The 22,198-nt window shown below is 51.5% G+C and carries 21 protein-coding genes; 9 read left to right on the forward strand and 12 right to left on the reverse strand.

Annotated features, from left to right (window positions below):
• Positions 1-76: 76 nt before the first annotated feature.
• The 3 genes from O4H49_RS13635 to O4H49_RS13645 all read right to left on the reverse strand — a co-directional run bounded on the left by O4H49_RS13635 (position 77) and on the right by O4H49_RS13645 (position 1,709).
• Complete coding sequence (locus O4H49_RS13635) at positions 77-607, reverse strand: hypothetical protein (protein ID WP_269423985.1); 531 nt, start codon at positions 605-607, stop codon at positions 77-79.
• Positions 608-626: 19 nt separating this feature from the next.
• Positions 627-1,313, reverse strand: coding sequence for a tetratricopeptide repeat protein (locus O4H49_RS13640; RefSeq protein ID WP_269423986.1), 687 nt, complete (start codon positions 1,311-1,313; stop codon positions 627-629).
• A 126-nt stretch (positions 1,314-1,439) separates the two neighbouring features.
• Positions 1,440-1,709 carry a hypothetical protein gene (locus O4H49_RS13645; protein WP_269423987.1) on the reverse strand — a complete coding sequence of 90 codons (270 nt, stop codon included), beginning with the start codon at positions 1,707-1,709 and terminating at the stop codon, positions 1,440-1,442.
• A gap of 491 nt (positions 1,710-2,200) precedes the next feature.
• On the opposite strand from O4H49_RS13645, the gene O4H49_RS13650 reads away from it, so the two are divergent.
• On the forward strand, positions 2,201-5,188 hold the full coding sequence (locus tag O4H49_RS13650; RefSeq protein WP_269423988.1) for a phosphoenolpyruvate carboxylase: 2,988 nt from the start codon (positions 2,201-2,203) through the stop codon (positions 5,186-5,188).
• A gap of 157 nt (positions 5,189-5,345) precedes the next feature.
• Positions 5,346-5,885, forward strand: a complete 540-nt coding sequence (locus O4H49_RS13655; protein WP_269423989.1) for a DUF924 family protein — start codon at positions 5,346-5,348, stop codon at positions 5,883-5,885.
• A 12-nt stretch (positions 5,886-5,897) separates the two neighbouring features.
• On the opposite strand, the gene O4H49_RS13660 is transcribed toward O4H49_RS13655, so the two are convergent.
• Both O4H49_RS13660 and O4H49_RS13665 read right to left on the reverse strand, forming a co-directional pair.
• Complete coding sequence (locus O4H49_RS13660) at positions 5,898-6,872, reverse strand: glutathione S-transferase family protein (RefSeq protein ID WP_269423990.1); 975 nt, start codon at positions 6,870-6,872, stop codon at positions 5,898-5,900.
• A 56-nt stretch (positions 6,873-6,928) separates the two neighbouring features.
• The gene (locus tag O4H49_RS13665) at positions 6,929-7,636 is read right to left on the reverse strand and encodes a pirin family protein (protein WP_269423991.1); all 708 of its coding nucleotides are present in this window, start codon (positions 7,634-7,636) and stop codon (positions 6,929-6,931) included.
• A 125-nt stretch (positions 7,637-7,761) separates the two neighbouring features.
• Between O4H49_RS13665 and O4H49_RS13670 the strand changes: the two genes are divergently transcribed.
• Together O4H49_RS13670 and O4H49_RS13675 are read left to right on the forward strand one after the other, a co-directional pair.
• Positions 7,762-8,670 (forward strand): LysR family transcriptional regulator, encoded by a 909-nt coding sequence (locus tag O4H49_RS13670; RefSeq protein WP_269423992.1) that lies wholly within the window; start codon positions 7,762-7,764, stop codon positions 8,668-8,670.
• Positions 8,671-9,008: 338 nt separating this feature from the next.
• Positions 9,009-9,539 (forward strand): GNAT family N-acetyltransferase, encoded by a 531-nt coding sequence (locus O4H49_RS13675; RefSeq protein ID WP_269423993.1) that lies wholly within the window; start codon positions 9,009-9,011, stop codon positions 9,537-9,539.
• A gap of 323 nt (positions 9,540-9,862) precedes the next feature.
• Here the strand turns inward: O4H49_RS13675 and O4H49_RS13680 are convergent, their stop codons facing one another.
• From O4H49_RS13680 to O4H49_RS13695, 4 genes are read right to left on the reverse strand one after another with little or no spacing between them, the layout of a single operon-like run.
• Entirely contained in the window at positions 9,863-11,605 is a 1,743-nt protein-coding gene (locus O4H49_RS13680; protein ID WP_269423994.1) for a hypothetical protein, read from the reverse strand.
• Entirely contained in the window at positions 11,602-14,340 is a 2,739-nt protein-coding gene (locus O4H49_RS13685) for a DUF4159 domain-containing protein (RefSeq protein WP_269423995.1), read from the reverse strand. Before O4H49_RS13685 ends, O4H49_RS13680 begins: the two co-directional genes overlap by 4 nt.
• On the reverse strand, positions 14,333-15,307 hold the full coding sequence (locus tag O4H49_RS13690; protein WP_269423996.1) for a DUF58 domain-containing protein: 975 nt from the start codon (positions 15,305-15,307) through the stop codon (positions 14,333-14,335). The genes O4H49_RS13685 and O4H49_RS13690 overlap by 8 nt, the downstream gene beginning before the upstream one ends.
• Before the next feature lie 11 nt (positions 15,308-15,318).
• Positions 15,319-16,350 (reverse strand): AAA family ATPase, encoded by a 1,032-nt coding sequence (locus tag O4H49_RS13695; protein WP_269423997.1) that lies wholly within the window; start codon positions 16,348-16,350, stop codon positions 15,319-15,321.
• A 197-nt stretch (positions 16,351-16,547) separates the two neighbouring features.
• On the opposite strand from O4H49_RS13695, the gene O4H49_RS13700 reads away from it, so the two are divergent.
• The 4 genes from O4H49_RS13700 to O4H49_RS13715 are packed head-to-tail and all read left to right on the forward strand — an operon-like array spanning position 16,548 to position 19,348.
• On the forward strand, positions 16,548-17,120 hold the full coding sequence (locus tag O4H49_RS13700) for a DUF1285 domain-containing protein (RefSeq protein WP_269423998.1): 573 nt from the start codon (positions 16,548-16,550) through the stop codon (positions 17,118-17,120).
• Positions 17,113-17,826, forward strand: a complete 714-nt coding sequence (locus tag O4H49_RS13705; RefSeq protein ID WP_269423999.1) for a CoA pyrophosphatase — start codon at positions 17,113-17,115, stop codon at positions 17,824-17,826. Before O4H49_RS13700 ends, O4H49_RS13705 begins: the two co-directional genes overlap by 8 nt.
• Positions 17,826-18,122 (forward strand): hypothetical protein, encoded by a 297-nt coding sequence (locus tag O4H49_RS13710; protein ID WP_269424000.1) that lies wholly within the window; start codon positions 17,826-17,828, stop codon positions 18,120-18,122. Before O4H49_RS13705 ends, O4H49_RS13710 begins: the two co-directional genes overlap by 1 nt.
• Entirely contained in the window at positions 18,119-19,348 is a 1,230-nt protein-coding gene (locus O4H49_RS13715; RefSeq protein WP_269424001.1) for a CCA tRNA nucleotidyltransferase, read from the forward strand. The genes O4H49_RS13710 and O4H49_RS13715 overlap by 4 nt, the downstream gene beginning before the upstream one ends.
• A 24-nt stretch (positions 19,349-19,372) precedes the next feature.
• Here the strand turns inward: O4H49_RS13715 and O4H49_RS13720 are convergent, their stop codons facing one another.
• From O4H49_RS13720 to O4H49_RS13730, 3 genes are read right to left on the reverse strand one after another with little or no spacing between them, the layout of a single operon-like run.
• Complete coding sequence (locus O4H49_RS13720; protein WP_269424002.1) at positions 19,373-19,891, reverse strand: GNAT family N-acetyltransferase; 519 nt, start codon at positions 19,889-19,891, stop codon at positions 19,373-19,375.
• 16 nt (positions 19,892-19,907) lie between these two features.
• On the reverse strand, positions 19,908-20,807 hold the full coding sequence (gene hemF, locus O4H49_RS13725) for an oxygen-dependent coproporphyrinogen oxidase (RefSeq protein WP_269424003.1): 900 nt from the start codon (positions 20,805-20,807) through the stop codon (positions 19,908-19,910).
• Between the two features lie 60 nt (positions 20,808-20,867).
• Positions 20,868-21,344 (reverse strand): tRNA (cytidine(34)-2'-O)-methyltransferase, encoded by a 477-nt coding sequence (locus O4H49_RS13730; RefSeq protein WP_269424004.1) that lies wholly within the window; start codon positions 21,342-21,344, stop codon positions 20,868-20,870.
• 299 nt (positions 21,345-21,643) lie between these two features.
• On the opposite strand from O4H49_RS13730, the gene petA reads away from it, so the two are divergent.
• On the forward strand, positions 21,644-22,198 hold the full coding sequence (gene petA / locus O4H49_RS13735; RefSeq protein ID WP_269424005.1) for a ubiquinol-cytochrome c reductase iron-sulfur subunit: 555 nt from the start codon (positions 21,644-21,646) through the stop codon (positions 22,196-22,198).

Here is a 22,198-nt window from a genome sequence, read left to right on the forward strand (position 1 = left end):
CTCGTATATTTCATCCAGGCAGGACGCTGCACTGGTTGTTCGTTGATAAACTGTTTGAAAGAATAAAACGCTGTGCTCAGCCGAGCGGGGGCGCACGAGGTGCCGAGAGAAAGTTTGTGACCGACTGTGAAAAGGGCGGGGTACCGTTTTTCCAGGTAACAGCTTGTGGTTTGTTCCAGCGGGGAGCCAAAAGAAGGGCAGCCGTCTTGAGGCCGAGGTAACCAGCAGCAATACAATTATCACAATGGTTATGTAGTGGACTGGAATCACTATGTCTGGTTCCAGTATCTGTGGCGGCAGCAAGCGGTTTTATACCAGAAGGTGTACAGATAAACTGTAAGGCGGCTTCTATAGAAGTATTGTCCTGAAAAGCTTCTGTTTCTGGTGAGGGGAACAGAGGGCTGGAGATCTGTACCAGTGCAGGAGAAGCCGCAACGGTCTGGCTGAACAGAGAAGCAGTTAACAATGGCAACAGGCTTTTGAGGCAGATGATGACCAGAGCGAGAAAAGCTGTTTTCCGCCGGTTCTGGTCTGTTGGCTTGTTGCTGGTTTTGTTCATAAAGAAACAATCATCGTTGCCAGAGTGTTGCTCAATTCTGATTTCCACCTGATTCTTGTTCTTGTGCTTAATACCTGGGCAATGTCTTTGCAAGTTCTTCGGCAGATTGGATTTGCACTTCAGTCAATTTCGCGCGCAATTGCCGCAGGTCCGCAGCAGCTTTTGTATTCCCTTGATCTGCCGAGGCTCGATACCAGGCATAAGCCTTGATGTTGTTGGCAATGACACCGCGACCTCTTTCATAAAAACGCCCGATATTGCGTTGGGCGATGGGATGCCCCTGTTTTGCAGCGGCCTCGTACCACAAAGCGGCTTTATCGTAATCTCGCGGTTGTCCCAGGGCATTGCGGTAGATACTGGCCAGACTGTTTTGCGCAGCAGGATCACCGGCCAGGGCCGCACGTTCAAGCCAATAGGCTGCCAATTGGAAATCCTGTTTCACCCCGATGCCGTCTACGTAATAGAGGCCCATATAGCTCTGTGCCTCTCGATCGCCCTGTTTTGCTGCAAGGAGATACCAGTAGGCTGATTGCTGATAATCAAGGTTTGTGGCGAGGCCTTGTCGATAAAGGTGCCCCATATAGCGTTGGGCGGAGGCATCCCCGGCTTTGGCCTCAGGGGGTAATTCCCTGGCGGCGGTTTCGAAATCGCCTTTTTGATAGGCGGTAATTCCTGGGGAATTGTCCGCTATTGCGATCGACAGGGCGCAAGAGAAACTGATTGTAATGGCAAAAAGAAATGCTGAAAACTTCACAGATATACTTTCTTCATTGAGTCTGAAGAAGAGGATAAAGCATGAAACATTTTTGGGGAAGTCGGGTAAAGAAAACAGCTGCCTGATTCCGAGATGGAGCCTGTGTTCCTGATAGATAAGCGGAATCTATATGTCTGGTGCGATGATCAGAATGTGGTCATTGTCGTGATACAGTGTCATGCCATTGGCAAATTGGCTGAAACTCAAGCCGCTGACATCTGTGCCGGAAGCCGTGATGTGGGCATCTTCCACGATACCGCTATGAATGAGCGGCGTATCAGATTCAATCTTCAGAGGCTCATCGCGTGCGAACAGCACAATCTCCCCCGCGTCGTCGGGAAGGAGATCTGCCAGGTGCAGCACCAGTTCGTCATCTGAATCGTTAAAATCTGTCATACTCTTAGATTTAGTCCTTTCTGAATCCTGTTGCAATGTTTTTCTCTATTGATTCCAGTGGCTTTTCTGTGACTGGAAGGGAATAAACAGGATATTGTAGTGCGGAAACATGACGTAAATGTAATTTCCTGTTTGTCTTTCCGCCGAATAAAAAATTCTTTCGCGTCAGTATATTTTTAACCGGGCGTGCGGTTTCCGGGAACAGCAGCTAAAGACAGGCTGTTTCAAGATACTGAAAAGTATACGATTTAATTGGCTGTTTTAGGGCGTTTTCGGATAATTTTTTTTGCGTCGCCTGTGGCTTTCTTCTATAAGCAAACGATATCGAAGATGGTCACATGATAAGCCCCAGCGCGACAGGCCCGATAACAATCGGCATAAAAATCCTAACGATAAGTGACCAGCTTTTTCGTGATTTCAGTAAGAGGCAGGCACAGAAATTCTTCTGTTGCTTTGTCATGAGTTCTGTCGTGGTGGGAGGCTAGAAGCCAATGGCGAAATTAGATGTTCTGGATGGTCGCGCTCTTGATGAGCTGCGGAACCGACTAAAAGGTGAAGAGAAATTTACCCCCGCGAGAGCACTCAGGGATGATTTGGAAACCCGTCTTGTCGCTATGCGGCAGGATACCGTAAATCATCCTCTCGGTAATCCTGTACTGGAACTGGCCCATGACTTGTCAGAAAAGCTTTCTTCTGGCCAGATTTCAATGGCAAATCTGCAGGAGCTGATCCAGATCCTCTCTGCTGAGGCCTTTGCTGATCGGGCTGAACGCGTGGGCCAATATGTGGGGCTTGCTGATCAGGACGAAAACCGGGCACGCCTGGCGTCTCTTTTCAAATCACTTGCCTATGACGATGGGGATACGCTGGTTCCCTTCGAAGAATTCAGTCGTCGTGTTGAACGAGAAGCTATGGGTATTGTCATTACGGCGCATCCGACCTTTGGCCTTTCGCAGGAACACTATCAGGCTTTGGCCCAGTTCGCTGCGGATGAGACCCTGGGTGGACAGGCCCTGGAAGCTTCTGATCTGGAGCGTTTGAGCAAACTTGTCATTGAGCAAAGCCATGAGCCGGATCAGAAAATCAATCTGCTTGCAGAGCACGGACAGGCACAAAAGGCGATAGAATCAATCCAACAGGCGATGAGGGGTGTCTATGATGTCGTCCTCAGTATCGCAGCCGAGCTTTATCCCGAGAACTGGACGGAGTTAACGCCACGGGTTCTGACAATCGCAAGCTGGGTCGGATACGATCTGGATGGACGGACAGATATTTCCTGGGCAGATACGCTACACACAAGGATGAAAGTCCAGGTGGCGCAGCTGAAATATTATGCTGCCGCGCTGAACACCATCTCTGGTGATCTGGATAATGACCATGATGAGCTGGCAACGACACTGGCGCTGGTCAAAAGCCGGGTTACGCTTGCTTTGCATGTGGCGGAAAAGGAAACCGCGTTTTTCAGCAGTGAATATGCGACCGGCGACGAGTTGAGCGAGGTATCCCGCCGGATTGTCGAGGATGATGGTTCTCGGCTGGTTCACACGGTTGAGCTGATTGACGCATTAAACCGCTCGGTTGCGTTGACAAACGACCTTTCGGTCAAACGTGCCTTGATTATTCTCAGATCAGAGGTGGCGAACTACGGCCTTGCAACCTCGCATATGCATGTTCGCCTGAATGCGGCCCAGTTGCATAACGCGGTGCGTAAAAGCATTGGCATGGAGGGTGAACCTGATGATCCTGGCCGTCGGCGGGGGAATTTCCGCGCCCTGTCTGGCCTGCTGGATGACGTCAAACCTGTTCGAATTAACTTTGGATCACTGGCTGCAGAAAATACCACGGCCAAACGTATGTTTATGCTGCTAGCCCAGATGATCAAATATGTGGATGCTTCTGCGCCGATACGGTTCCTGATTGCTGAATGTGATACGCCTTTTACCATTCTTACGGCGCTTTATTACGCTCGCCTGTTCGGCGTTGATGATGTTCTTGATATCTCGCCTCTGTTTGAAACGGGTACGGCGCTTGAGCGCGGCAGTGAGGTCATTGCCGAGCTGCTGGAGAACGAACACTACCGGGCCTATGTAAAAAAACGCGGGCGCCTTTGTATCCAGACCGGCTTCTCTGACGCGGGGCGGTATCTGGGGCAGGTTTCAGCCTCTCTGGCGATTGAACGGCTTCACATGAAGCTGGCACGTCTGATGGCTGACCAGAAGTTGTCCGGGGTTGAGGTCGTGATCTTTGATACCCACGGGGAGTCTATCGGGCGGGGTGCCCATCCGGTCAGCTTTGCCGACCGGCTAAAGTATGTTTCCTCACCCATGACGCGCTCTCTCTTTGCCAAAAACCGGATTCCCCTGAAACACGAAGTCAGTTTCCAGGGAGGAGATGGTTATCTTTACTTTGGTACGCCCAAACTGGCGATGACGACCCTGACCCGTTTGCTGGAACATGCTTTGGGGACCCCCCAGGCCGACGAAGAAGATGCCTTCTATACCAATACAGACTATTCCCTCGACTTTTTCCTGAGTCTAAAATCGTTTCATGAGACGACGCTGGAAAATCGGGATTATGCAGCTTTGCTGGGGTCTTTCAGTACCAATCTGCTCTATCAGACAGGATCTCGTAAAAGCAAGCGCCAGCATGAAAAGCACCATGGGATTGATCGGGGGCATCCTTCGCAGATCCGCGCGATACCGCACAATGCCATCCTGCAACAGCTGGGGTATCTGGCCAATACAGCTGGTGGTTTCGGCACGGCGATTTCACGGGATCTTGATGCTTTCGTCAAATTGCATGGCGAATCAGACCGGGTGCGGCGCTTTATGGATATGGTTTCCTATGCCAAAGGCCTGAGCAGTCTGAATACACCAGAGGCCTATGCGGCCCTGTTTAATCCCCGCTACTGGCTGGCGAAGGCTTATGCTGTCAAGCATACCTTGCGGGCGGAAGATCAGCTTCGCCTTTCAGAACTTGTTGCGGATACAGGTCGCTATGATGGAATGAGCCGGATGCTTCAGACCTTCCGCCGGGATGCGATCAGCCTGCATCGCGGGCTTGATGCGTTGAGTGCAGATGGACAGGAAAAGGTTTTCCCGTTTGATACCCGCCGCCGGATCAACCTGATTATCCTGCATGTTGTGCGTCTGTGCCTGATACAGGAGATTTTTCTTCTGGCCATGCGTATTCCTCCCTTCGCCACCCGGAATGATCTGACACTTGATGATTTGATCCAGGATATCCTGGCGATGGAAATTCCTGCTGCCATAGCGGAGTTGAAGGCGACCTTCCCGGTGTATCAGGTTCAGACACATTTTGACGAAGGCGACTATGGTGAACCAAGCGAATACCGGGACAATGAGAACCGGGACTATTCAAAAGAACACAGAAGCATCTTCGGCCCTATCGAGGAGCTCTATGATCTCTGTCGCCGGATTTCCGTGGCTGTTTCAAACAGTATCGGTGCTCACGGATAATCAATAGCCCGGGTTTTAAAGGGTTTGTGTTTACCACTCAGGGAGCTTTCTGCTCCCTGAGTGCTTTGGGCCTTTTATATTTTCGGGTTTGACTTGGCAGGGGGGAAGGCGAAACAATGCCCTGCTTTCCAGTCTTATAAACTTGTGGAGTTGAGTTGTGATTGATGAGGTGCTGGACTTTTGGTTCGCGGCGGGGATGGAGAAACGGTGGTTTGTGAAAGACCCTGAATTTGACAGGCTTATCCGCGATAAACTGTTGCCTCTTTATCAACAGGCTTCGGCTGAAAAGCTTGAGAGCTGGCGTCAGCACGGCAGGGGATCTCTGGCCTTGTGTATACTTCTGGATCAAGTTCCCCGAAATCTCTTTCGCAATGATCCCCGGTCTTTTGCAACGGACAGCTATGCGCTGAAAGTGGCGGAACAGGCCGTTGCAAAAGCATGGGACAAGACACTGGAAGAACGGGAGAAGGTCTTTCTCTATCTACCGTTCGAACACAGTGAGAAGCTTGAGAATCAAGAGAAGTCGCTGGAACTCTTTGCAGGGCTTGGGCGCGACAGCAACTGGTATGACTATGCGGTGAAACACGCCGAAATCATCAGGCGCTTTGGGCGGTTCCCGCACAGGAATGCAGTCCTCGGGCGAGAAAATACACCTGAGGAAGCTGCTTTCCTGCTTGAGCCGGGATCCTCTTTTTAAAGAAACAGATTATCAGCGTTTGTGAGGCATGTTGTAATCTATCTCTGGTCCTTCGGGGATGATGCCTGTTGGATTTATTGTTTCGTGACTGCCATAATAATGTGCCTTGATATGCGGAATGTTTACTGTTTCAGCAACTCCGGGGTACTGGTAAAGCTCCCGGGTCAGAGCCCAGAGATTGGGATAGTCTACCAAGCGCTTTTTATTACATTTGAAGTGCCCGAAATATACGGGGTCAAAACGTACCAAGGTGGTGAAAAGCCGCCAGTCAGCTTCGGTGAGTTGATCCCCTGCGAGATATTTCTGATGATCCAGACGGCTTTCAAGTTCATCAAGAGCTGCGAAAAGAGCTTTAAAAGCTTCTGAGTAGGCTTCCTGGCTTGTTGCGAAACCGCATTTGTAAACGCCATTGTTAATGGCGTGATAGACCTTCTGGTTAATCTGGTCAATTTCTCTATGCAGAGTTGCGGGATAAAAGTCCGGAGCCTCTTTTTCAGCAAAGGCATCAAAAGAAGAGTTCAGCATACGAATGATTTCGGCAGATTCATTACTGACAATGGTCTGTTCTTTTTTATCCCAGAGAACAGGAACGGTGACACGGCCAGTATAGTGAGGATCGGCCTTTGTATAGATCTGGTGTAAATAATCCATATTATAGAGGTGATCTTCGGTAGACCCCAGGTCGCCAGGGTGAAACTCCCAGCCGTTTTCCTTCATGCGCCAGTGGACAATGGAAACAGAAATCGCCTTTTCCAGTCCTTTGAGCTTTCTGAAAATCAGGGCGCGGTGTGCCCAGGGACAGGCCAGATTAACATAAAGATGGTACCGTCCACTCTCAGCAATGTACCCTTTTTCACCATTGGGACCGGGGGATCCGTCAAGGGTGACCCAGTTCCTGAATTGGGCATCTTTTCGTTGGAACCTGCCATTACTTGCTTTGGTTTCGTACCAGACATCGTGCCATATGCCCTCTACCAGTTTACCCATAATATTCTCCTGTTTGTCTTTTGTCTCAAATGTGTGTGATCAGTCACGGCAGATTTTCAGCAGGATACTGGCAGGTCGAAAAAGAGGACCTCGGTATTTTCCAGTGCCGTTAGCTCGAGAAACTCTTCTTTTTGAATCAAAGCTCCAGCCCGTTCACCAAGAGAAGAACCGTTCAGATCAACCTGTCCCGCGGCAACAACAAGGTACCCCTGGCGATCATGACCGATTGTTTGTTTCAGACTGTCTCCTTTCGCCAGATGGGTACCAAACAGGGTGGCATCCTGATGAATATGCAGTGCTTCTGGATATTGCTGCTGGCCTGAAACCAGGGCACGAAAACCGCCCTGATAATCTCTGGCGGCAAAGGCCTTTTGTTCCCAGCGGGGAGGAAGACCCTCTGCTGAGGGCTGAAGCCAGATCTGAAAGAGGGTCGTTGCCTCAGAACCATGATTGTATTCACTGTGAAGGATGCCGCTCCCGGCGCTCATGACCTGGATATCACCTGCAGGGGTTAATCCCTTGTTGGAAAGATGATCCTCATGGAAAATCGTTCCCTTTCTGACATAGGTAATGATTTCCATATTCTGGTGCCCGTGCATCGGAAAACCCTTCCCTGGTTGAATCTCATCGTCGTTCCAGACCAGCAGAGGACCAACGCCGTTCCGGGATGGATTGTTGTATCCGGCAAAACTGAAATGATATCTGGCATTAAGCCAGTCATTTGAAAAGCGGCCGAGGGTTTCGAAGGGACGGATATCAATCATCTTGCTGTCCTTGGATGAAGTGTTACTTGCTGTTCTCTCCAATATAGATATGTTGATATTTGAATGTAATATGTCGAATGAGAACAAGATTGTTTCTTTCAGGAAACAGTTGAGGCAGAAAACTCATGGATCTAAATGAAATGGCGGTTTTTGCCGCCGTGGTTGAATACGAAAGCTTTACAGCGTCAGCCAGAGCATTGGGGGTGAGCAAGTCTGCGGTGTCCAAGCAGATTAACCGGCTGGAGGATCGTCTGGGGATCCGTCTGTTGAACCGTACGACACGGCGCTTGTCACTGACGGAAGCGGGCGCGGTCTTCTTTGAGAGTTGCCAACAGATCATATCCATTGCCCAAGAAGCCGAACAGGCTGTATCTCAACTGAGTAACACGCCGCGCGGGGTGCTCAAAATCAATGCGCCGATGTCATTTGGCATCAAGCAGATGGGCCCCCTTTTGGCCGCGTTCCAGAAAACCTATCCCGAGATTGAAATCGATGTGGTCCTTAATGATCAGGTGGTGGATCTTGTCGACGAGGGGTTTGATGTAGGGATCCGAATCGGGAGTTTGATGGACTCCCGGTTGATGGCAAAGAAAGTTGCTGATTGCCGGATGGCTGTGGTTGCCTCCCCGACCTTCTTGCCTCCAGAAGAAGAGCCGACAGTCCCTGCTGAATTGAGTGGGCTGAACTATCTGCAATACAGCTATCTTCCCAGAAAATCAGGATTGAAATTTTCCCGTGACGAGGGGCAGGTTACGGTCCAGGTAAAGGGAAAAATGACAGCCAACAACGGGGATTTTATTCTATCTGCCGTTATGGCCGGAATGGGAATTGCCTGCATGCCAACATTTATATGTGGCGATTTGATCCAGCAGAAACGTCTGAAACAGTTGCTGCCACAATGGGAGATCGATACGGATATTGCGATTTATCTGGTTTATCCTGTGAACCGCAATCTACCACCCAAGGTCCGGGCCTTTATAGATTTTGTGTCAAAACATTTTTCTGGGCGACCGGTTTGGGACAAAGGTTTCTGACAATGTCGTATCATTTTGATTCATTGGGCTTATCCAAAGAATTTTTGTCATAGAGAAAGTTTTCTTTGAGTTGTTTAAAAATCATGCTATCGAGAAATGACACTTAGAAATCCTTGAGCAGGGCCTTAATCGCTTCATGCAAAAGTTAGTTGAACAGCTTCGACGACGACGAATCTGCCCTCGAACATCAGTTCGCAGGGCGGCGGGTCTGTGTCGTCAAAAGGGCTGTCCAGTAGCTTGAATTTCAGGTGACCCTGCACAAACCAGAGACAACAGTCTGCTTTATGTTTCTCTATTTTTTGTAACCCTGGTTTTAAGGGTTAACTGCAGGATGTCCCATGTGTGAATTTACAATTTTTCCCCAAGCCGTTGAAGACGAAGTCCTTCTTGACCCGCTGTTGGATATTACTTTTGGCTCCAACCGGAAAGCCCGCCCTTCCTATCGGCTCCGCGATGGAATCGACCCGATTGACCAGTTGTGTTTTTCTGCCAAGTCCCCGGAAGGTGAGTTTCTGGCAACCCTGCGCTTCTGGCCAGTTTTGATCGGGGGCGAGGAAGCTCTGTTGCTCGGGCCTCTGGCTGTTCAACCGCATTTACAGGGGAAGGGTATTGGCAAGGCACTCGTTGCCCATGGAGTGAAGCAAGCCAAAGAGCTGGGTTACAGGATCTGTTTTGTCGTTGGCGAGCAGCGTTATTATGCTCCTTATGGTTTCGTTCCGGCGCATGCCCTTGGTTTTGATATGCCAGTACCGGTTGATACTGACAGATTTCAGGTTATGACACTTCAAGGCACAAGTTTTGACCTCCTGCCCAAAGGAGTGATTGAAATCTGGAACAGGGCCCCTGTCCGAAAGAGGAAGGCGCTTTAACGGCCTTCGCGGTACCAGGCGGCGATTGCCGTAAACAACAGAAGACTCAGGTATAACCAAGGAGGGAGCAGATCTACTCTGCTGTCACCTATAATACGCTCAGCCTTTCTTGGCAGGAAGCCAAGCCAGTTGTTTCCATGAAAAACAGTTCTGCCAGGAGTTAATCGTAATTGAGGCAAAGCTGTATTCTGTAATGATATGATTCCCCCGCCCCGGCTCTCGATGAGGGGCGTCAGGGGAGCAGAATCAGCGGTAACTTTCTCATGTTCCGGGCCGTTTCGGTGTTGCTGGGCCACAAGTGAGCGTGGTCCGTCATTGATTGTTTAAACGCCGGGTTCCGTGGCCTCAATAGTCTTGATGGCCAGGCCATTGCTTCCGGGCTCAAGGGGAAGGGAGAAGATTTCTCCAGAAGGGGATTCGACAGTGAGTTCTACAGGAGTATCTGACAAACTCTGTCGATGAACCGTCAGGCGGTTATTACTCAGACTGGCCTTGAGCTGTTCTTCATCGAGTTCCGGCTCTTTCATCAACCAGTGCGCCAAGCGGCGGATAAGCTCTGTTTGAGGGCCTCCTCCCTCTACGTTTCTGCCCCAGAGCCAGATATGATCACTGGTGATCTGGGCAACCCGCCCTTTACCGAAATGATCCAGCACCAGAAGGGGCTGGGCCTTTGCACCGGTCATAACCGTCCAGCCGCTCAGGGTGTCCGTGTCCACCTGGCGGAACCACCGCCCCCAGGTGGGGGGCTGGATGTTATCTGTATTGGCGTCGGGCAGGGATGCCGTCACCGGGTGCCTTAAACCCAATTCTGTCACAAGTGGATGAAAAGCTGTCTCGCTGATGGTGCCCAGGGGTTCTGCCGGAAGCATGGTTCCCAGGGAAGTGTTGTAGAGTGATGCCGGGGATGCATAGCCAGGGCCGCCGACTTCAAGCAAGGCTCCTCCCTGTTCGACATAGCGGACAATATTGGTCAGATAGTGGCTGGGCAGGAAACCCTGGCGCTGATATTGATCGAATATGATCAGGTCGAAATCGGCTAGTTTGACTTCGAACAGTTCGTGGATCGGAAAGGCAATGAGCGAAAGCTCCCGTATCGGAGTTCCGTCCTGCTTTTGAGGATGGCGCAGGATAGTGAAGTGGATAAGATCAACGGATGGATCCGCCTTGAGAATATTCCGCCAGGCACGTTCGCCAGGGTGTGGTTCTCCCGAAATCAACAGAACCTTTAAGCGGTCTCTAACTCCGTTGGTCTCAAAAATGGCCCGGTTGTTGATCTCGGTAATTTCGTCAGGCAAGGGTTCAACGGAAAGGTCAAAGGTGGTCAATCCCCTGTTTTCAAGAAGAAGTTCCTGGGTAAAGGGAACACCAACCGGTACCTGAGTTTCTGAAACTTTTTCACCATTTTGACGCAGGGTAACCCAGGCCGGTAATGAAAGGTTGTCTGCATTGTCATCGACAATTCGATAGGTGAGTTTGGCGGTTTGGCCGATAATACTGAAGGCTGGAGCTTGCTCGATGATCAGGCGTCTGTCTTGACGCTGAGGGTCCCCGGCCAGAAGCAGGTGAAGCGGGACCTCGTCTGGAATATCTGTCTCTGCGAGGGAGGCGGGAATATCATGAACCAGTCCATCCGTGATGAAGACGACACCGGACAAGCGGCTTTTCTCTTCCTGGGTCAGATTGATGTTGGCAAAGATATTTGTGCCCTGTTCTTCAGTTCCGCTCACGCTGATTGTTTTCAGCACAAGATCACTGCGTTTATTGACCTGGGCATGCAAGTCACTCAGTGCATCGGATGCCTGTCTGCGTCTCTGGTCATAGGTCATGGAGGGGCTGTTGTCGACTACAGCTATTATCAGCTCGGGAAGGGGCTCGCTGATTTTTTCGTGAAGAGTCGGGTTGGCAATAAAAAGAGTGATCAGAGCAATGAAGCTGCTTCTGAAAAGGCTGCCTTTGCTTTTGAGGACCAAGAGACCAAGCAGGGTTGCAAGAGACAGACCTATAACCAGATAAACCACTGACCAAGGTAACAGAGGTGCCCATTCTATCCCGTAGTTGGTAATCATTGGCCCAACCTTTCAAGAATATGGGGGATGTGAACCTGATCCTCTTTATAGTTTCCGGTCAGGGCGTACATGACGAGATTGATGCCAAAGCGATAGGCCAGTTCTCTTTGGCGTTCTCCGCCTCTGATCATGGGGTAGAGGGGAAAACCTTCAGGGGTCATGGCCCAGGCCTTGGCCCATTCATTTGAACCGACAAGAATTCTGGCAACGCCATCATGTCGGTAGCGATCAGTTTTCTCAGCCCAAAGGTCCCTGTTGTTATGGTGTCCGGGAAAGCTTTCCAGCAGATAAAAAGAACGGGTGAGAACGTGGTCTGGTGGAATAAGCTCCAGATCCGGGATGGCAATTTCTTTTGTCAGCCGAAGGAGATGTCGATTATTGCCCGCACTGCCAATGGCTGAATTCAGAATTGCTGTGGCTTCTCTCAAATCAAACAGGATCAGGCCACCATTCTGGATGTAGAGGTTCAGGCGGCGTTTGGCCGCAATGGATAGAAGGGGTTGCGACGGTGTTACCGGCCAATAGAGCAGCGGATAGGGAGAGAGCTGGTTCAAGTCCAGATCTATCCCGGTGACCTGGACATTTTCAACTGCTGTGCGTCGATGGAGTTGTCGAGACAAGCCTTCAAGCCCTGCCTGGCTGTTTCTGTCGACTTCGAGATCTCCGGTAATAACAAAAGCGAGATAGGTACCAAGTGTGGCCTCAATTGCTTTGGGATCCAGAGGTTCTGATTGGGCCAGGAGAGGAGGGGGGGCAACCATGGTCAATAAAAGCAGAAAAGAAACTGAAACGATGCTTTTTCTCACTCCTCTCATTCCGATCAGGCCGCGCAGCCAGAGGGAAAGTGACTGGTCGAGCAAAAATAGCAGCAGGGCACAGAGAAGCAGTGGGATCTGCAGGGGGCTCTCCTGTCGGTCTCCATAGATAATCTTGTCCTGTCCTGCCGCAGTTACAGCTTGTTGGGGGCGGATTGATCCGGCAAGATTAACGGCTTTTTCAGGTTCGTTTCTGCCGTAAAATCCGGGAGGTGTCCCGGGTGTTGCTGTCACATTCCGAGAGGCTATGGGGATCGACAGGTTACTGTTTTGTGCTGGTGTGAGGGCCCCGTAGGCGTCCATCATATCATGTAAAGGCAGCTCTGCTCCCCGTTCTTCGGGGCTGATAACGCCCTGGCCGTATTCCAAAATACGCTCGAGCATCTCGACAAACAATCCGGATAATACAAGGTTTGACCACCTGGTGTTGGCTGTGGTGTGGATCAGAACAATATGCCCCTTTCCCCGGGTTTGGGCGGTGATCAGGGGAGTGCCGTCAAGAAGGCTTGCCCAGGTCTGTTGTTCAAGTTCAGGTGTCGGTTGGGCGAGAAGCTGTCCTGAAACAGTCACATCAGGAGGAATTTTCAGTCCCGTTAGAGGAGAGTTTGCGGCAAAGTCCTTAATGGCCAAAGGCTGTTCCCAGGTCAGGCTCCCGGCGAGATTACGGTAGCCGCTGCGCAGGGGCACAGGCAAAAGACTATCCCGTTGTGTGGCGAGGTTGGGGCCGGCAAACCTGAGCAACAAGCCGCCCTGTTCAACCCAGTTTTGCAGGGTGGCTTCTTCTGCTGGAACAATAACTTCTTCGTCGGTGACAACGATGGCCGAAAGTTCTCGGGAAAACAGTTGTTCAAGCGGCCCGTCGCGAACATCCGTAAACAATCCCAGAGCTCTGTTGAGATAATAATGTTCCCCGAGCAGGGTGCTGTCATCAACAGCCCCGCCGCTATTGAGCAGTCCGACAGGGAAACGCCAATTGCTCCGGTCCATCAGATATTGCGTCGCTGCAGTTTCAACGCCGGAGATGCTGATTTTATGTATCCGGTTGTGAAGTTCATTCGGGAGGGTAAGCTGGGTGGTTCCTTCTGTGGCACCAGCTGCCAGAACAAGCGTCTGGGAGGCCAGTACCTCGTTGTTTCTCGACAGGGCAGTAACGATCCGTTCGTCAGACAGATCAGAGGGCAGTCGAGCCAGTTGTACACTGAGGCCAGATCCTTCAGGGGCGACAGTCTCTATCCACAAGGGGAGAGAGACTGTTGAAGGCGCGTAGAGAGACACTTCCCCCAGACTGGTCAGATGGTTTTGCAGGATGTTGTCGGGATCGGAGGTTTGCAAGCCGGAGGATAACCAGGAAATCTGGATCGGAGCTTCTTTTTTCAAGGTTGTTTCAATCGATAACAAGGCACTGTACTGATCGGCTTCCCAGCCTCTGGGAGGCGGAAAGTGTGGTATCGTGGCAAGCAGATTTTCCACGTTTTGAAAGCCTGTGAATTCAAAAGAGCCATCCGTGTTGGCTGCGGTGAAAAGAACGGCAACCTTTGTGTTTGTCGCTTCTATGTGGTCCAGGATTTGTCTCAGGCGATTGATCTGGTTTTGCCAGCTTGTGGCGGCAGACCAGCCGTTATCAAGCAAGATCAAAGTGGTCTGGTTTGTTGTTGGCCTTTTATCCGGTGCATATACGGGATCAGCCAAGGCCAGAATGATGAGCAGAAGTATCAGAGAGCGAAGAAGGATCAGCCACCAAACGGTTTTGAGTGGTTTGGCATTTGTGCCTTTTAATCCCATTAAAAGACGCAAGGGCGGGAAAAAAACTTTCCTTGGGGCCGGGGGGGTGATGCGCAGCAGGAGCCAGAGAGCAGGGAAACTCAACAGGCCAAGCAGAAGCCAGGGGTTGAGAAATCCGATAAGCCCGAGCTCAAGCATAGCGTCCTCCGGCTTTATTTCGCGAATCATGTGTTCTGGAGTTTATACTCTGGCGCTCTGATACATCGCTATAAAGCGACAGCAGTGCCTTGCTCGCGGGTTGGTCTGTTGCGTGGACAAGATATCTCCACCCCAGTTTTTTTGCCAATAGAGCAAGGTCTCTGTTGTGTTCTTCAATCCGCTCTTTGTAGCTTTCCCTGATTGAATCAACATCAGGATGAAGCCACTCACTACCCGTTTGGCCGCCTTTGGGGTGAGGGTCATCAAAGGGAAGTTGGAATTTCACGCGCCCGCTATAGGGCAGTTTCAGCTCTGCCGGGTCGAGAACCTGGACAAGCCAGACTTTCAACTTCAGTGCCGCCAGGCGATCAAATGTTTCCTTTTGTTCTTCGATCGGAGAGAGGAAGTCAGAGAAACAAATCAAGGCGGCATGTGGAGCAATGTGCAGGTTGTCGGGGAGGTTATCGGGATTTCCTGCTTTCTGTTCCAGTTGCTGCGCCAGGAACCGTATCGTGGTTCTTGCTGAAGAAGGGGGACGTCCGCTTCCGGCCAGAGCAATCTTTTCGCCGCCGCGCAGTAACAACGTGGCCAGAGCGAGAGCTATGACAGAAGCTCTGTGGTGCTTGCTGCAGGATGACCAGGGGGACATCCAGTCCATACCGGGATCTCCTGCGGCCCATAGCCAGAGACTCTGCGCTGTTTCGCGTTCCTTCTGCCGGATAAAAACGCCTGAATTGTCCGCTGTGGAGCCTGCTTTGGCAGAGCGCCGCCAATCAATACTTCTGGGAATGTCGCCGGGATTGTAGCGTCGGTATTGCCAGAACTCGTCTCCCTGTCCCGGGTGCCGCCGACCATGCGTGCCCTGAAACACTGTGGCTGCAACACGTTCTGCCTCAATCTGAAGCGGCGACAGTGTTGATGCCAGCTTCTCAGCTTCTGTTTCTCGCGTTATCAACGGCTTGTTCATACAGTGATCCGCTATGTCAGAGGAGTGATCAGGCGGTTTATAATATCAGTCAGGGTGATGCCTTCGGCTCGGGCTGTGAAATCGAGATGTATTCGGTGACGCAAAACAGGCATGGCAAGAGCAACAACATCCTCAAGAGAAGGGCTTAATCGTCCCTGAAGAAGACACCGAGCCTTACTTGCCATCAAAAGTGCCTGGCTGGCTCGAGGACCGGGGCCCCAGGCGACAAATTGCCGAACCAGTTCATCGGTGGTGTCTTCCGGGCGACCATTGCGCACCAGTGCGAGGATTCCTTCAAGAACGTCCTCACCAACCGGGATCTCTCTGACAAGTTTCTGGGCTTCAAGCAGCTCTCTGGCTGTCAGTACGGTTTCAGCAGTCGGCTCACTTGTGCCGGTTGTGGCGAGAAGCATCTGGCGTTCGGCTTCTTTGTCCGGATAGCCGACATAGATTTCGAGAAGGAAACGGTCGAGCTGTGCTTCCGGCAGAGGATAGGTCCCTTCCTGTTCCAGCGGATTCTGGGTCGCGAGAACATGGAAGGGGGCCGGCAGTTTATGGCTGATGCCTGCAACAGTTACGGTGTGTTCCTGCATCGCCTGTAAAAGGGCAGACTGTGTTCGGGGGCTAGCCCGGTTGATTTCATCGGCCATCAACAGTTGAGAGAAAACAGGACCGGGGATGAAGCGAAATGATCGCCGCCCTGTTTCATTCTCTTCGAGGACCTCTGCGCCGATGATGTCTGAAGGCATCAGATCAGGAGTACACTGGATACGCTTTTCATCCATCGCGAAGACGATGCCGAGGTTTTCGACCAGGCGGGTTTTGGCCAGACCCGGCGCACCAACCAGCAGCGCGTGCCCACCTGCGAGCAATGTTATCAATACCTGCTCGATGACATCTTCCTGTCCAAAGATGACTTTGCCGAGATTGCTATTGAGTTGCGCCAGGCGTTCACACAGCAGATCTGCTTTCCGGGTCAGATCGTCGCTGGTTCCCTCAGGGTCCTGTCTCAAAGTATCCTTGCTCCTGTATTTGATGTCCATATGTCATACTCTCCCGGATAAATTGTCTTTGGATACCCGGGGTTTATTGCTCCGTGATATCCAAAGATAGTATCATGAGTCCTGCTACAGGTATGTTAACACCTTGGTTATAATGGACAGAAACACGAACTCTGCCTAGGGGAATTACCTCTTTCAGACGATTGGGTGAAGGCAGTTACCCGGAGGGCGAGCGAATTATGGTAAAAGACAAACAGAACGTAACGGAAGAAGCCGCGATAAAAGCGGCTGCTGCAGCCCTGCCACTGACCAGTGATGTCGACATGAGAATCGCGCGGGATGGACAGTGGTATCACGAGGGCCGAATGATTGAGCGCAAGCCGCTTGTCCGGCTGTTTTCCACTGTTCTGCGGCAGGATAATGAGGGTGTCTACTGGCTGGTGACCCCCGTCGAACGGGCCAGAATTCTTGTGGAGGATGCTCCTTTTGTTGCCGTTGAAATACGCCATAGTGGCGAGGGGCAAAGCAGGGTCATTTCCTTTCGAAACAATGTCGATACCTGGTTTGATCTGGATGCGGATCATCCGATTCGGTTTGAAACATCGAGTGCAACATCTGAAGAGCTGCAGAATCATAGTGAAAAACAGGTCCCGGTTCCCTATGTATTGGTGAGAGAAGGACTGGAAGCACGTTTGCTACGCTCGGTTTATTATCAACTGGTTGATCTTGCCGAAGTTCGAGAAGAAAAAATTGGTGTCTGGAGCAAAGGAAAGTTTCATGTTTTCGGGAATGTCGAACAGATAGATGAGTGACTGGGAAAGAAACTGGACTTCAGGGCAGCTGTCATCATTATTTGCCGGAATTTCTCCTGGTGAAGCGAAAAGGGATGCGGCGTCTGGAACTGTGATTGATGGGGGGGCGTCTCGGAGAGAGATCTTTGTCCGTGGTGATCACGACATGAATCCTGATTTTTATGAACCTGAAAGAACTCTGGTTCCTGCCGCTGTTATTGTGCCTCTGATCGAACGATCTGAAGGTTTCACCCTGTTGTTGACGCGCCGGACAGACCATCTGCATGACCATGCGGGCCAGGTCAGTTTCCCAGGGGGGCGCATTGATCCGGGAGATCTGGATCAGGAAGATGCCGCTTTGCGGGAATTTGAAGAAGAGGTCGGTGTCCCTCGAAACCACGTTTCCCTGATTGGCCGCCTGGACACCTATATTACCCGGACGGGTTTTGAGATTACCCCCGTTGTTGGCCTTATCAAACCTCCATTTCCTGTCAATCCGGATAGTTTTGAAGTTGCTGAAGTTTTTGAAGTTCCCCTGAATTTCTTTCTCAAGCCGGGAAGCCGCCAGCGGCATAACAGGGAGTTTGAAGGACGCAAAAGGTATTATTATGCTTTCCCTTATCAGGAATACTTTATCTGGGGGGCAACAGCAGGGATGATCGTCAATCTCTGTGATGTTCTTTCTCACCCTGAAACTCTGAATTCTGAAAGGTTGAAAAACAGCTGATGTTGACACGACTTCTTTTGATTTTGCTGCCTGTTGTTTTGCCTTTTGCACTTTATTTTATCTATTATCTGCTGACGCGGGGCAAAAGGACCTCTGCTGATGGAGAGCAGGCCCTGGCCGACCTTCCCTGGATCGAGCGCGGTCCCTGGGCCGGATTGTTCCTGGCGGGTGTTATTCTGTCGGGGATGGCGCTTGCATTCCATTTCTCCCTATCTACAGGCCCGGCACCGGGTGACAGCCTGACACCGCCAAAATACAATCCGCCGCCGATTGAAAAGCCTGTCTCTGATTTATGACTGATACTTTTCAGCTAGAACAACAAGCCTGGATGCAGGTTCCGGAAACTCTGCGTGTTATGCAGGCTTTGGGTGCTGCAGGGCAGGATGTGAGATTCGTCGGCGGTTGTGTTCGCGATGCCCTGGCCGGACGTGAGATCAAAGATATTGATATTGCCACGCCGGATTTGCCAGAGGTGGTAATAGAGCTGCTCACGTCTGCAGGAATCAAGGCCATTCCAACGGGGATTGAACACGGCACCATCACGGCTGTTTGTAACCACAAAACCTATGAGATCACAACGCTGCGACTGGATCTGGAAACAGATGGTCGCCATGCCAAAGTTGCCTATACCGATAACTGGGTGGAAGATGCCGCGCGTCGTGATCTGACAATCAATGCTCTTTCCTGTTCACCCACAGGGCAGGTTTTTGATCCCTTTGGTGGAATTGAAGATCTGAGACAACGGCATGTCCGGTTTGTCGGCGACGCAGCAACCCGGATTGAGGAAGATGCGCTGCGTCTGTTGCGTTTTTTCCGTTTTCAGGCCTGGTATGGTGGAGAGAACATCGATCCAGCCGGTCTTGCGGCAACAAGGGAGAAGGCGCATCTACTCAAGGGGCTGTCTGCAGAGCGAATTCGTTCAGAGTTGCTACGGTTACTGGCTGCGCCTGATCCTGTGCATGTCGTTCGCTCGATGTTGGAAAACGGAATTTTTCATAATTTTCTTTCCGAAGTAAAAGACACAGAGGTTTTCGAGCGCTTTATCCTGCTGGAAGGGCGGCGGGATCCTCTGGTTCGGCTGGTTGCCCTGACGGCTGGTGCCGCCATGGAAAAATTGAAGGTTCTCCCCGAAAGGTTACGTTTTTCTGGTGCTGAACAGCAGCATTTTCTCTCTCTTGCGTTGCCTGAACAGAGGGTAAACCTGATGTTGGAAAGGCAAGAAATGCGCCGGGTGCTTTATCGCCTGGGCGCCGGGCTGGTATCTGATCTTCTGCGTCTGAATATGGCGGTTAACTCACAGACTTTTGATTCTGACGCTGCCAGAAAAATCAAGGAGCAGATCGCGAATTGGCGCCCTGTCTTCTTTCCGCTGCAGGGGAGAGATCTTCTTGCTGCCGGGATGAAGCCCGGCCCGCGGGTCGGGCGTGTGATGAAAGCGACAGAAGAATGGTGGATTGAACAGGATTTCAAACCCGTAGCTTCAGAATGTGTTGCTTTTGCCCTGAGCAAGGAGCGGCTCTAGAACAGGGGTTCTGTGTTTCCCCTGTCAGGCATAATAGCAGGTATCGGTGTCATAGCCTTCAAGCCGAAATTCATAGATGAACTTCAGGCCGATTTTTTCGAGCACTCTGGCTGAGGCCTGGTTGCCAGGGCTGATGATTGCCACGATTTTATCAAGCTTCAGTTCATTCCTGCCGTAATCCAGAACAGCCTGTGCCGATTCTGTGGCATAGCCCTTGGCGCAATGCTCGGGCATAAAAGCGTATCCGATATCCGGATAATCGAGACCGGGACGGCGGACCAGACCGCACATGCCGATTGGGGCTCCGGTTTCTTTTAATTCCGTGAGGTAAAGCCCAAAGCCGTTTTTTCTATAGCTGGCGACGGGCCCTGTTGTGATGTAATCCCTTGCCTGATCAACCGTTCTGACACCCTTGTCCACGATGTATTTGATAAACGCCGGGTCATTGAGAAGCTCAAGGATAAAGGGAGCATCCTCTTCGTTGAGATAACGCAATCTCAGACGGTCAGTTTCGATCAGTGGAGTGCAAGCGTGTTGTCTCATTATTTCAGGTTTCTGCTCAGGGCCAAGCTGCCTCGGGGGGCATGGACATCAGGATGGCTTCGACGTTGCCGCCGGTTTTCAATCCGAACATAGTGCCACGGTCATAGAGCAGATTAAATTCTGCATAGCGTCCGCGCCGGAACAATTGATGCCTGCGTTGTTCTTCAGTCCAGCTTTCCTGCATATGTCGGCGTACCAGTTGGGGATATATCTCCAGAAAAGCACGGCCGATATCCTGTGTGAAGGCGAAATCTGCAGCCCAGTCACCGGTGTTGAGGTAGTCATAGAATATACCGCCGACGCCCCGTGCTTCGTTGCGGTGGGGAATGAAAAAGTATTCGTCACACCATTCCTTGAAGGTCGGATAGTAGCCGGGGTTATGTTTGTCGCAGGCTATTTTGAAGGCCTGGTGAAAATCTTCTGTGTCCTGTTCAACCGGATACATGGGATTCAGATCCCCGCCGCCGCCGAACCAGCTGGTGGTGGTGACGATGTGGCGGGTGTTCATGTGAACAGCCGGAACCAGGGGAGAATGCATATGGGCGACAAGGGAAATCCCGCTGGCCCAGAAGCGTCGATCTGTACTGGCGCCGGGGATTCGCTGGGCAAACTCTTCGCTGAATTCGCCCATTACGGTGGAAATGTTGACACCGACCTTTTCGAACAGGCGTCCATGCATAAGGGACATCTCGCCACCACCGCCGCCGTCGCGTTCCCAGATCTTGCGTTCAAAACGACCCGGAGCGGGGTTGCCTCTGGATTCAAGTACAGGGCCGCTCAACTCGTCTTCCAGCGTCTCAAAGGCGGAGCAGATCTGGTCACGCAGATCCCGAAACCAGCTCTGTGCCTGTTTCTTGTGGTCTGCTGGTGCTGCATGATCAGGAAAGTCTTTGTTCGGGGCCTGGCGTTCGTACATTACTCTCTCGTCTTCTTGTATGTCCTGCCCTGCGGGACAGTCAGCTTGGCGAATGTAATTTTATAGTGCTTTCAGTTCGGGAAAGCCAGCGGTCTGGCGCAAGGCTTCACCCAGAACCATCGCTGCCGAGACCGCCACATTGAGTGAGCGAACGCCCTGCGCCATGGGGATAATGATCCGGGCGTCAGCATAGCTATGCACATCTTCTGGAACCCCGGCTGATTCCCGGCCTACCATGAGCGTGTCACTTGGCAGGAACGCAAAGTCGGTATAGCTGCTTTCAGCCTTGGTCGAGAGCAGGATCAGACGCCCTTTGTCTGTTCGCTGGTCTCTGTCAGCGATGAAGGCATTCCAGGAGCTGTGCCGGAGCAGCTCTGCCTGTTCGAGGTAATCCATACCTGAGCGTTTCAGTTTTTTGTCGTTAAGGACAAATCCACAGGGTTCGATCAGATCGACAGCGACCTTCATGCAGGCCGCAAGACGCAGCATGGTTCCGGTATTCTGGGGGATGTCTGGTTGGTAAAGAGCAAGGCGCATGGTGTAAGATCAGGAATATGAGGAGGTTGAAGGGCGCTGACAGAGAAAAAAATGACATTTTCCTGCCTGACTCACACTTAGAGTCTTTGCGTTTCGATGACAAATCCTTTATAGCCTGTCACTGAATATGGGACTAACCCTAACCGCGACAGGATGTCACATCCGAACCTGATCCTAGCAATGCTTAGATGGGGGCGCACAACGGGTTAGACAAGAGCGTTCGCTCAAATCGCCTGTATCATAATGCAGTTTCCTATCCGGGACTGTTTGATTGAGAGATGAAAATAGGGATTACACAAATGGCAGACGGCGCGACTCCTGCGAATTCCGCCCAAGGGTCCGGCGAGACCCGGCGTGAATTTCTGTACCTAACGGCCGGGGCTATGACAGTAGTCGGCGCGGCCGGGGCTTTGTGGCCAATGATCGACTCTATGAACCCCTCTGCGGATGTTCTGGCTCTTTCCTCTACCGAGGTAGACCTGTCTCCGATCGAGGAAGGTCAGAGTGTGACCATTACCTGGCGTGGTAAACCAGTGTTTATCCGCCGCCGCACAGGTGCAGAGATCAATACAGCTGAAGAAACACCCCTGGCAGACTTGCCAGATCCTCAGCCTGATGCTGATCGTGTTGAAAAACCTGAATGGCTTATTCTTGTGGGCGTTTGTACGCACCTTGGATGTGTGCCGTTGGGACAGAAAACGGGTGAATCCCGTGGCGAGTTTGGCGGCTGGTTCTGCCCTTGTCATGGTTCTCACTACGACACTTCCGGCCGTATCCGCAAAGGTCCGGCGCCAAAGAACCTGGAAGTGCCTCCGTATGTCTTCCTGACTGACAGTTCAATCAAGATCGGCTAA

The organism is Kiloniella laminariae (genome assembly GCF_027214005.1).
Classification (GTDB): domain Bacteria; phylum Pseudomonadota; class Alphaproteobacteria; order Kiloniellales; family Kiloniellaceae; genus Kiloniella; species Kiloniella laminariae_A.

What these genes read in the sequence shown, in the direction of transcription:
- O4H49_RS13670 (WP_269423992.1), top strand. Translation starts at nt 7,762, where the DNA reads ATGGATCTAAATGAAATGGCGGTTTTTGCCGCCGTGGTTGAATACGAA.
- O4H49_RS13645 (WP_269423987.1), bottom strand. Translation starts at nt 1,709, where the DNA reads ATGACAGATTTTAACGATTCAGATGACGAACTGGTGCTGCACCTGGCA.
- O4H49_RS13680 (WP_269423994.1), bottom strand. Translation starts at nt 11,605, where the DNA reads ATGATTACCAACTACGGGATAGAATGGGCACCTCTGTTACCTTGGTCA.
- O4H49_RS13710 (WP_269424000.1), top strand. Translation starts at nt 17,826, where the DNA reads ATGTTGACACGACTTCTTTTGATTTTGCTGCCTGTTGTTTTGCCTTTT.
- hemF (WP_269424003.1), bottom strand. Translation starts at nt 20,807, where the DNA reads ATGTACGAACGCCAGGCCCCGAACAAAGACTTTCCTGATCATGCAGCA.
- O4H49_RS13700 (WP_269423998.1), top strand. Translation starts at nt 16,548, where the DNA reads ATGGTAAAAGACAAACAGAACGTAACGGAAGAAGCCGCGATAAAAGCG.
- O4H49_RS13705 (WP_269423999.1), top strand. Translation starts at nt 17,113, where the DNA reads ATGAGTGACTGGGAAAGAAACTGGACTTCAGGGCAGCTGTCATCATTA.
- O4H49_RS13650 (WP_269423988.1), top strand. Translation starts at nt 2,201, where the DNA reads ATGGCGAAATTAGATGTTCTGGATGGTCGCGCTCTTGATGAGCTGCGG.
- O4H49_RS13695 (WP_269423997.1), bottom strand. Translation starts at nt 16,350, where the DNA reads ATGGACATCAAATACAGGAGCAAGGATACTTTGAGACAGGACCCTGAG.
- petA (WP_269424005.1), top strand. Translation starts at nt 21,644, where the DNA reads ATGGCAGACGGCGCGACTCCTGCGAATTCCGCCCAAGGGTCCGGCGAG.
- O4H49_RS13690 (WP_269423996.1), bottom strand. Translation starts at nt 15,307, where the DNA reads ATGAACAAGCCGTTGATAACGCGAGAAACAGAAGCTGAGAAGCTGGCA.
- O4H49_RS13675 (WP_269423993.1), top strand. Translation starts at nt 9,009, where the DNA reads ATGTGTGAATTTACAATTTTTCCCCAAGCCGTTGAAGACGAAGTCCTT.
- O4H49_RS13685 (WP_269423995.1), bottom strand. Translation starts at nt 14,340, where the DNA reads ATGCTTGAGCTCGGGCTTATCGGATTTCTCAACCCCTGGCTTCTGCTT.
- O4H49_RS13720 (WP_269424002.1), bottom strand. Translation starts at nt 19,891, where the DNA reads ATGAGACAACACGCTTGCACTCCACTGATCGAAACTGACCGTCTGAGA.
- O4H49_RS13715 (WP_269424001.1), top strand. Translation starts at nt 18,119, where the DNA reads ATGACTGATACTTTTCAGCTAGAACAACAAGCCTGGATGCAGGTTCCG.
- O4H49_RS13730 (WP_269424004.1), bottom strand. Translation starts at nt 21,344, where the DNA reads ATGCGCCTTGCTCTTTACCAACCAGACATCCCCCAGAATACCGGAACC.
- O4H49_RS13665 (WP_269423991.1), bottom strand. Translation starts at nt 7,636, where the DNA reads ATGATTGATATCCGTCCCTTCGAAACCCTCGGCCGCTTTTCAAATGAC.
- O4H49_RS13660 (WP_269423990.1), bottom strand. Translation starts at nt 6,872, where the DNA reads ATGGGTAAACTGGTAGAGGGCATATGGCACGATGTCTGGTACGAAACC.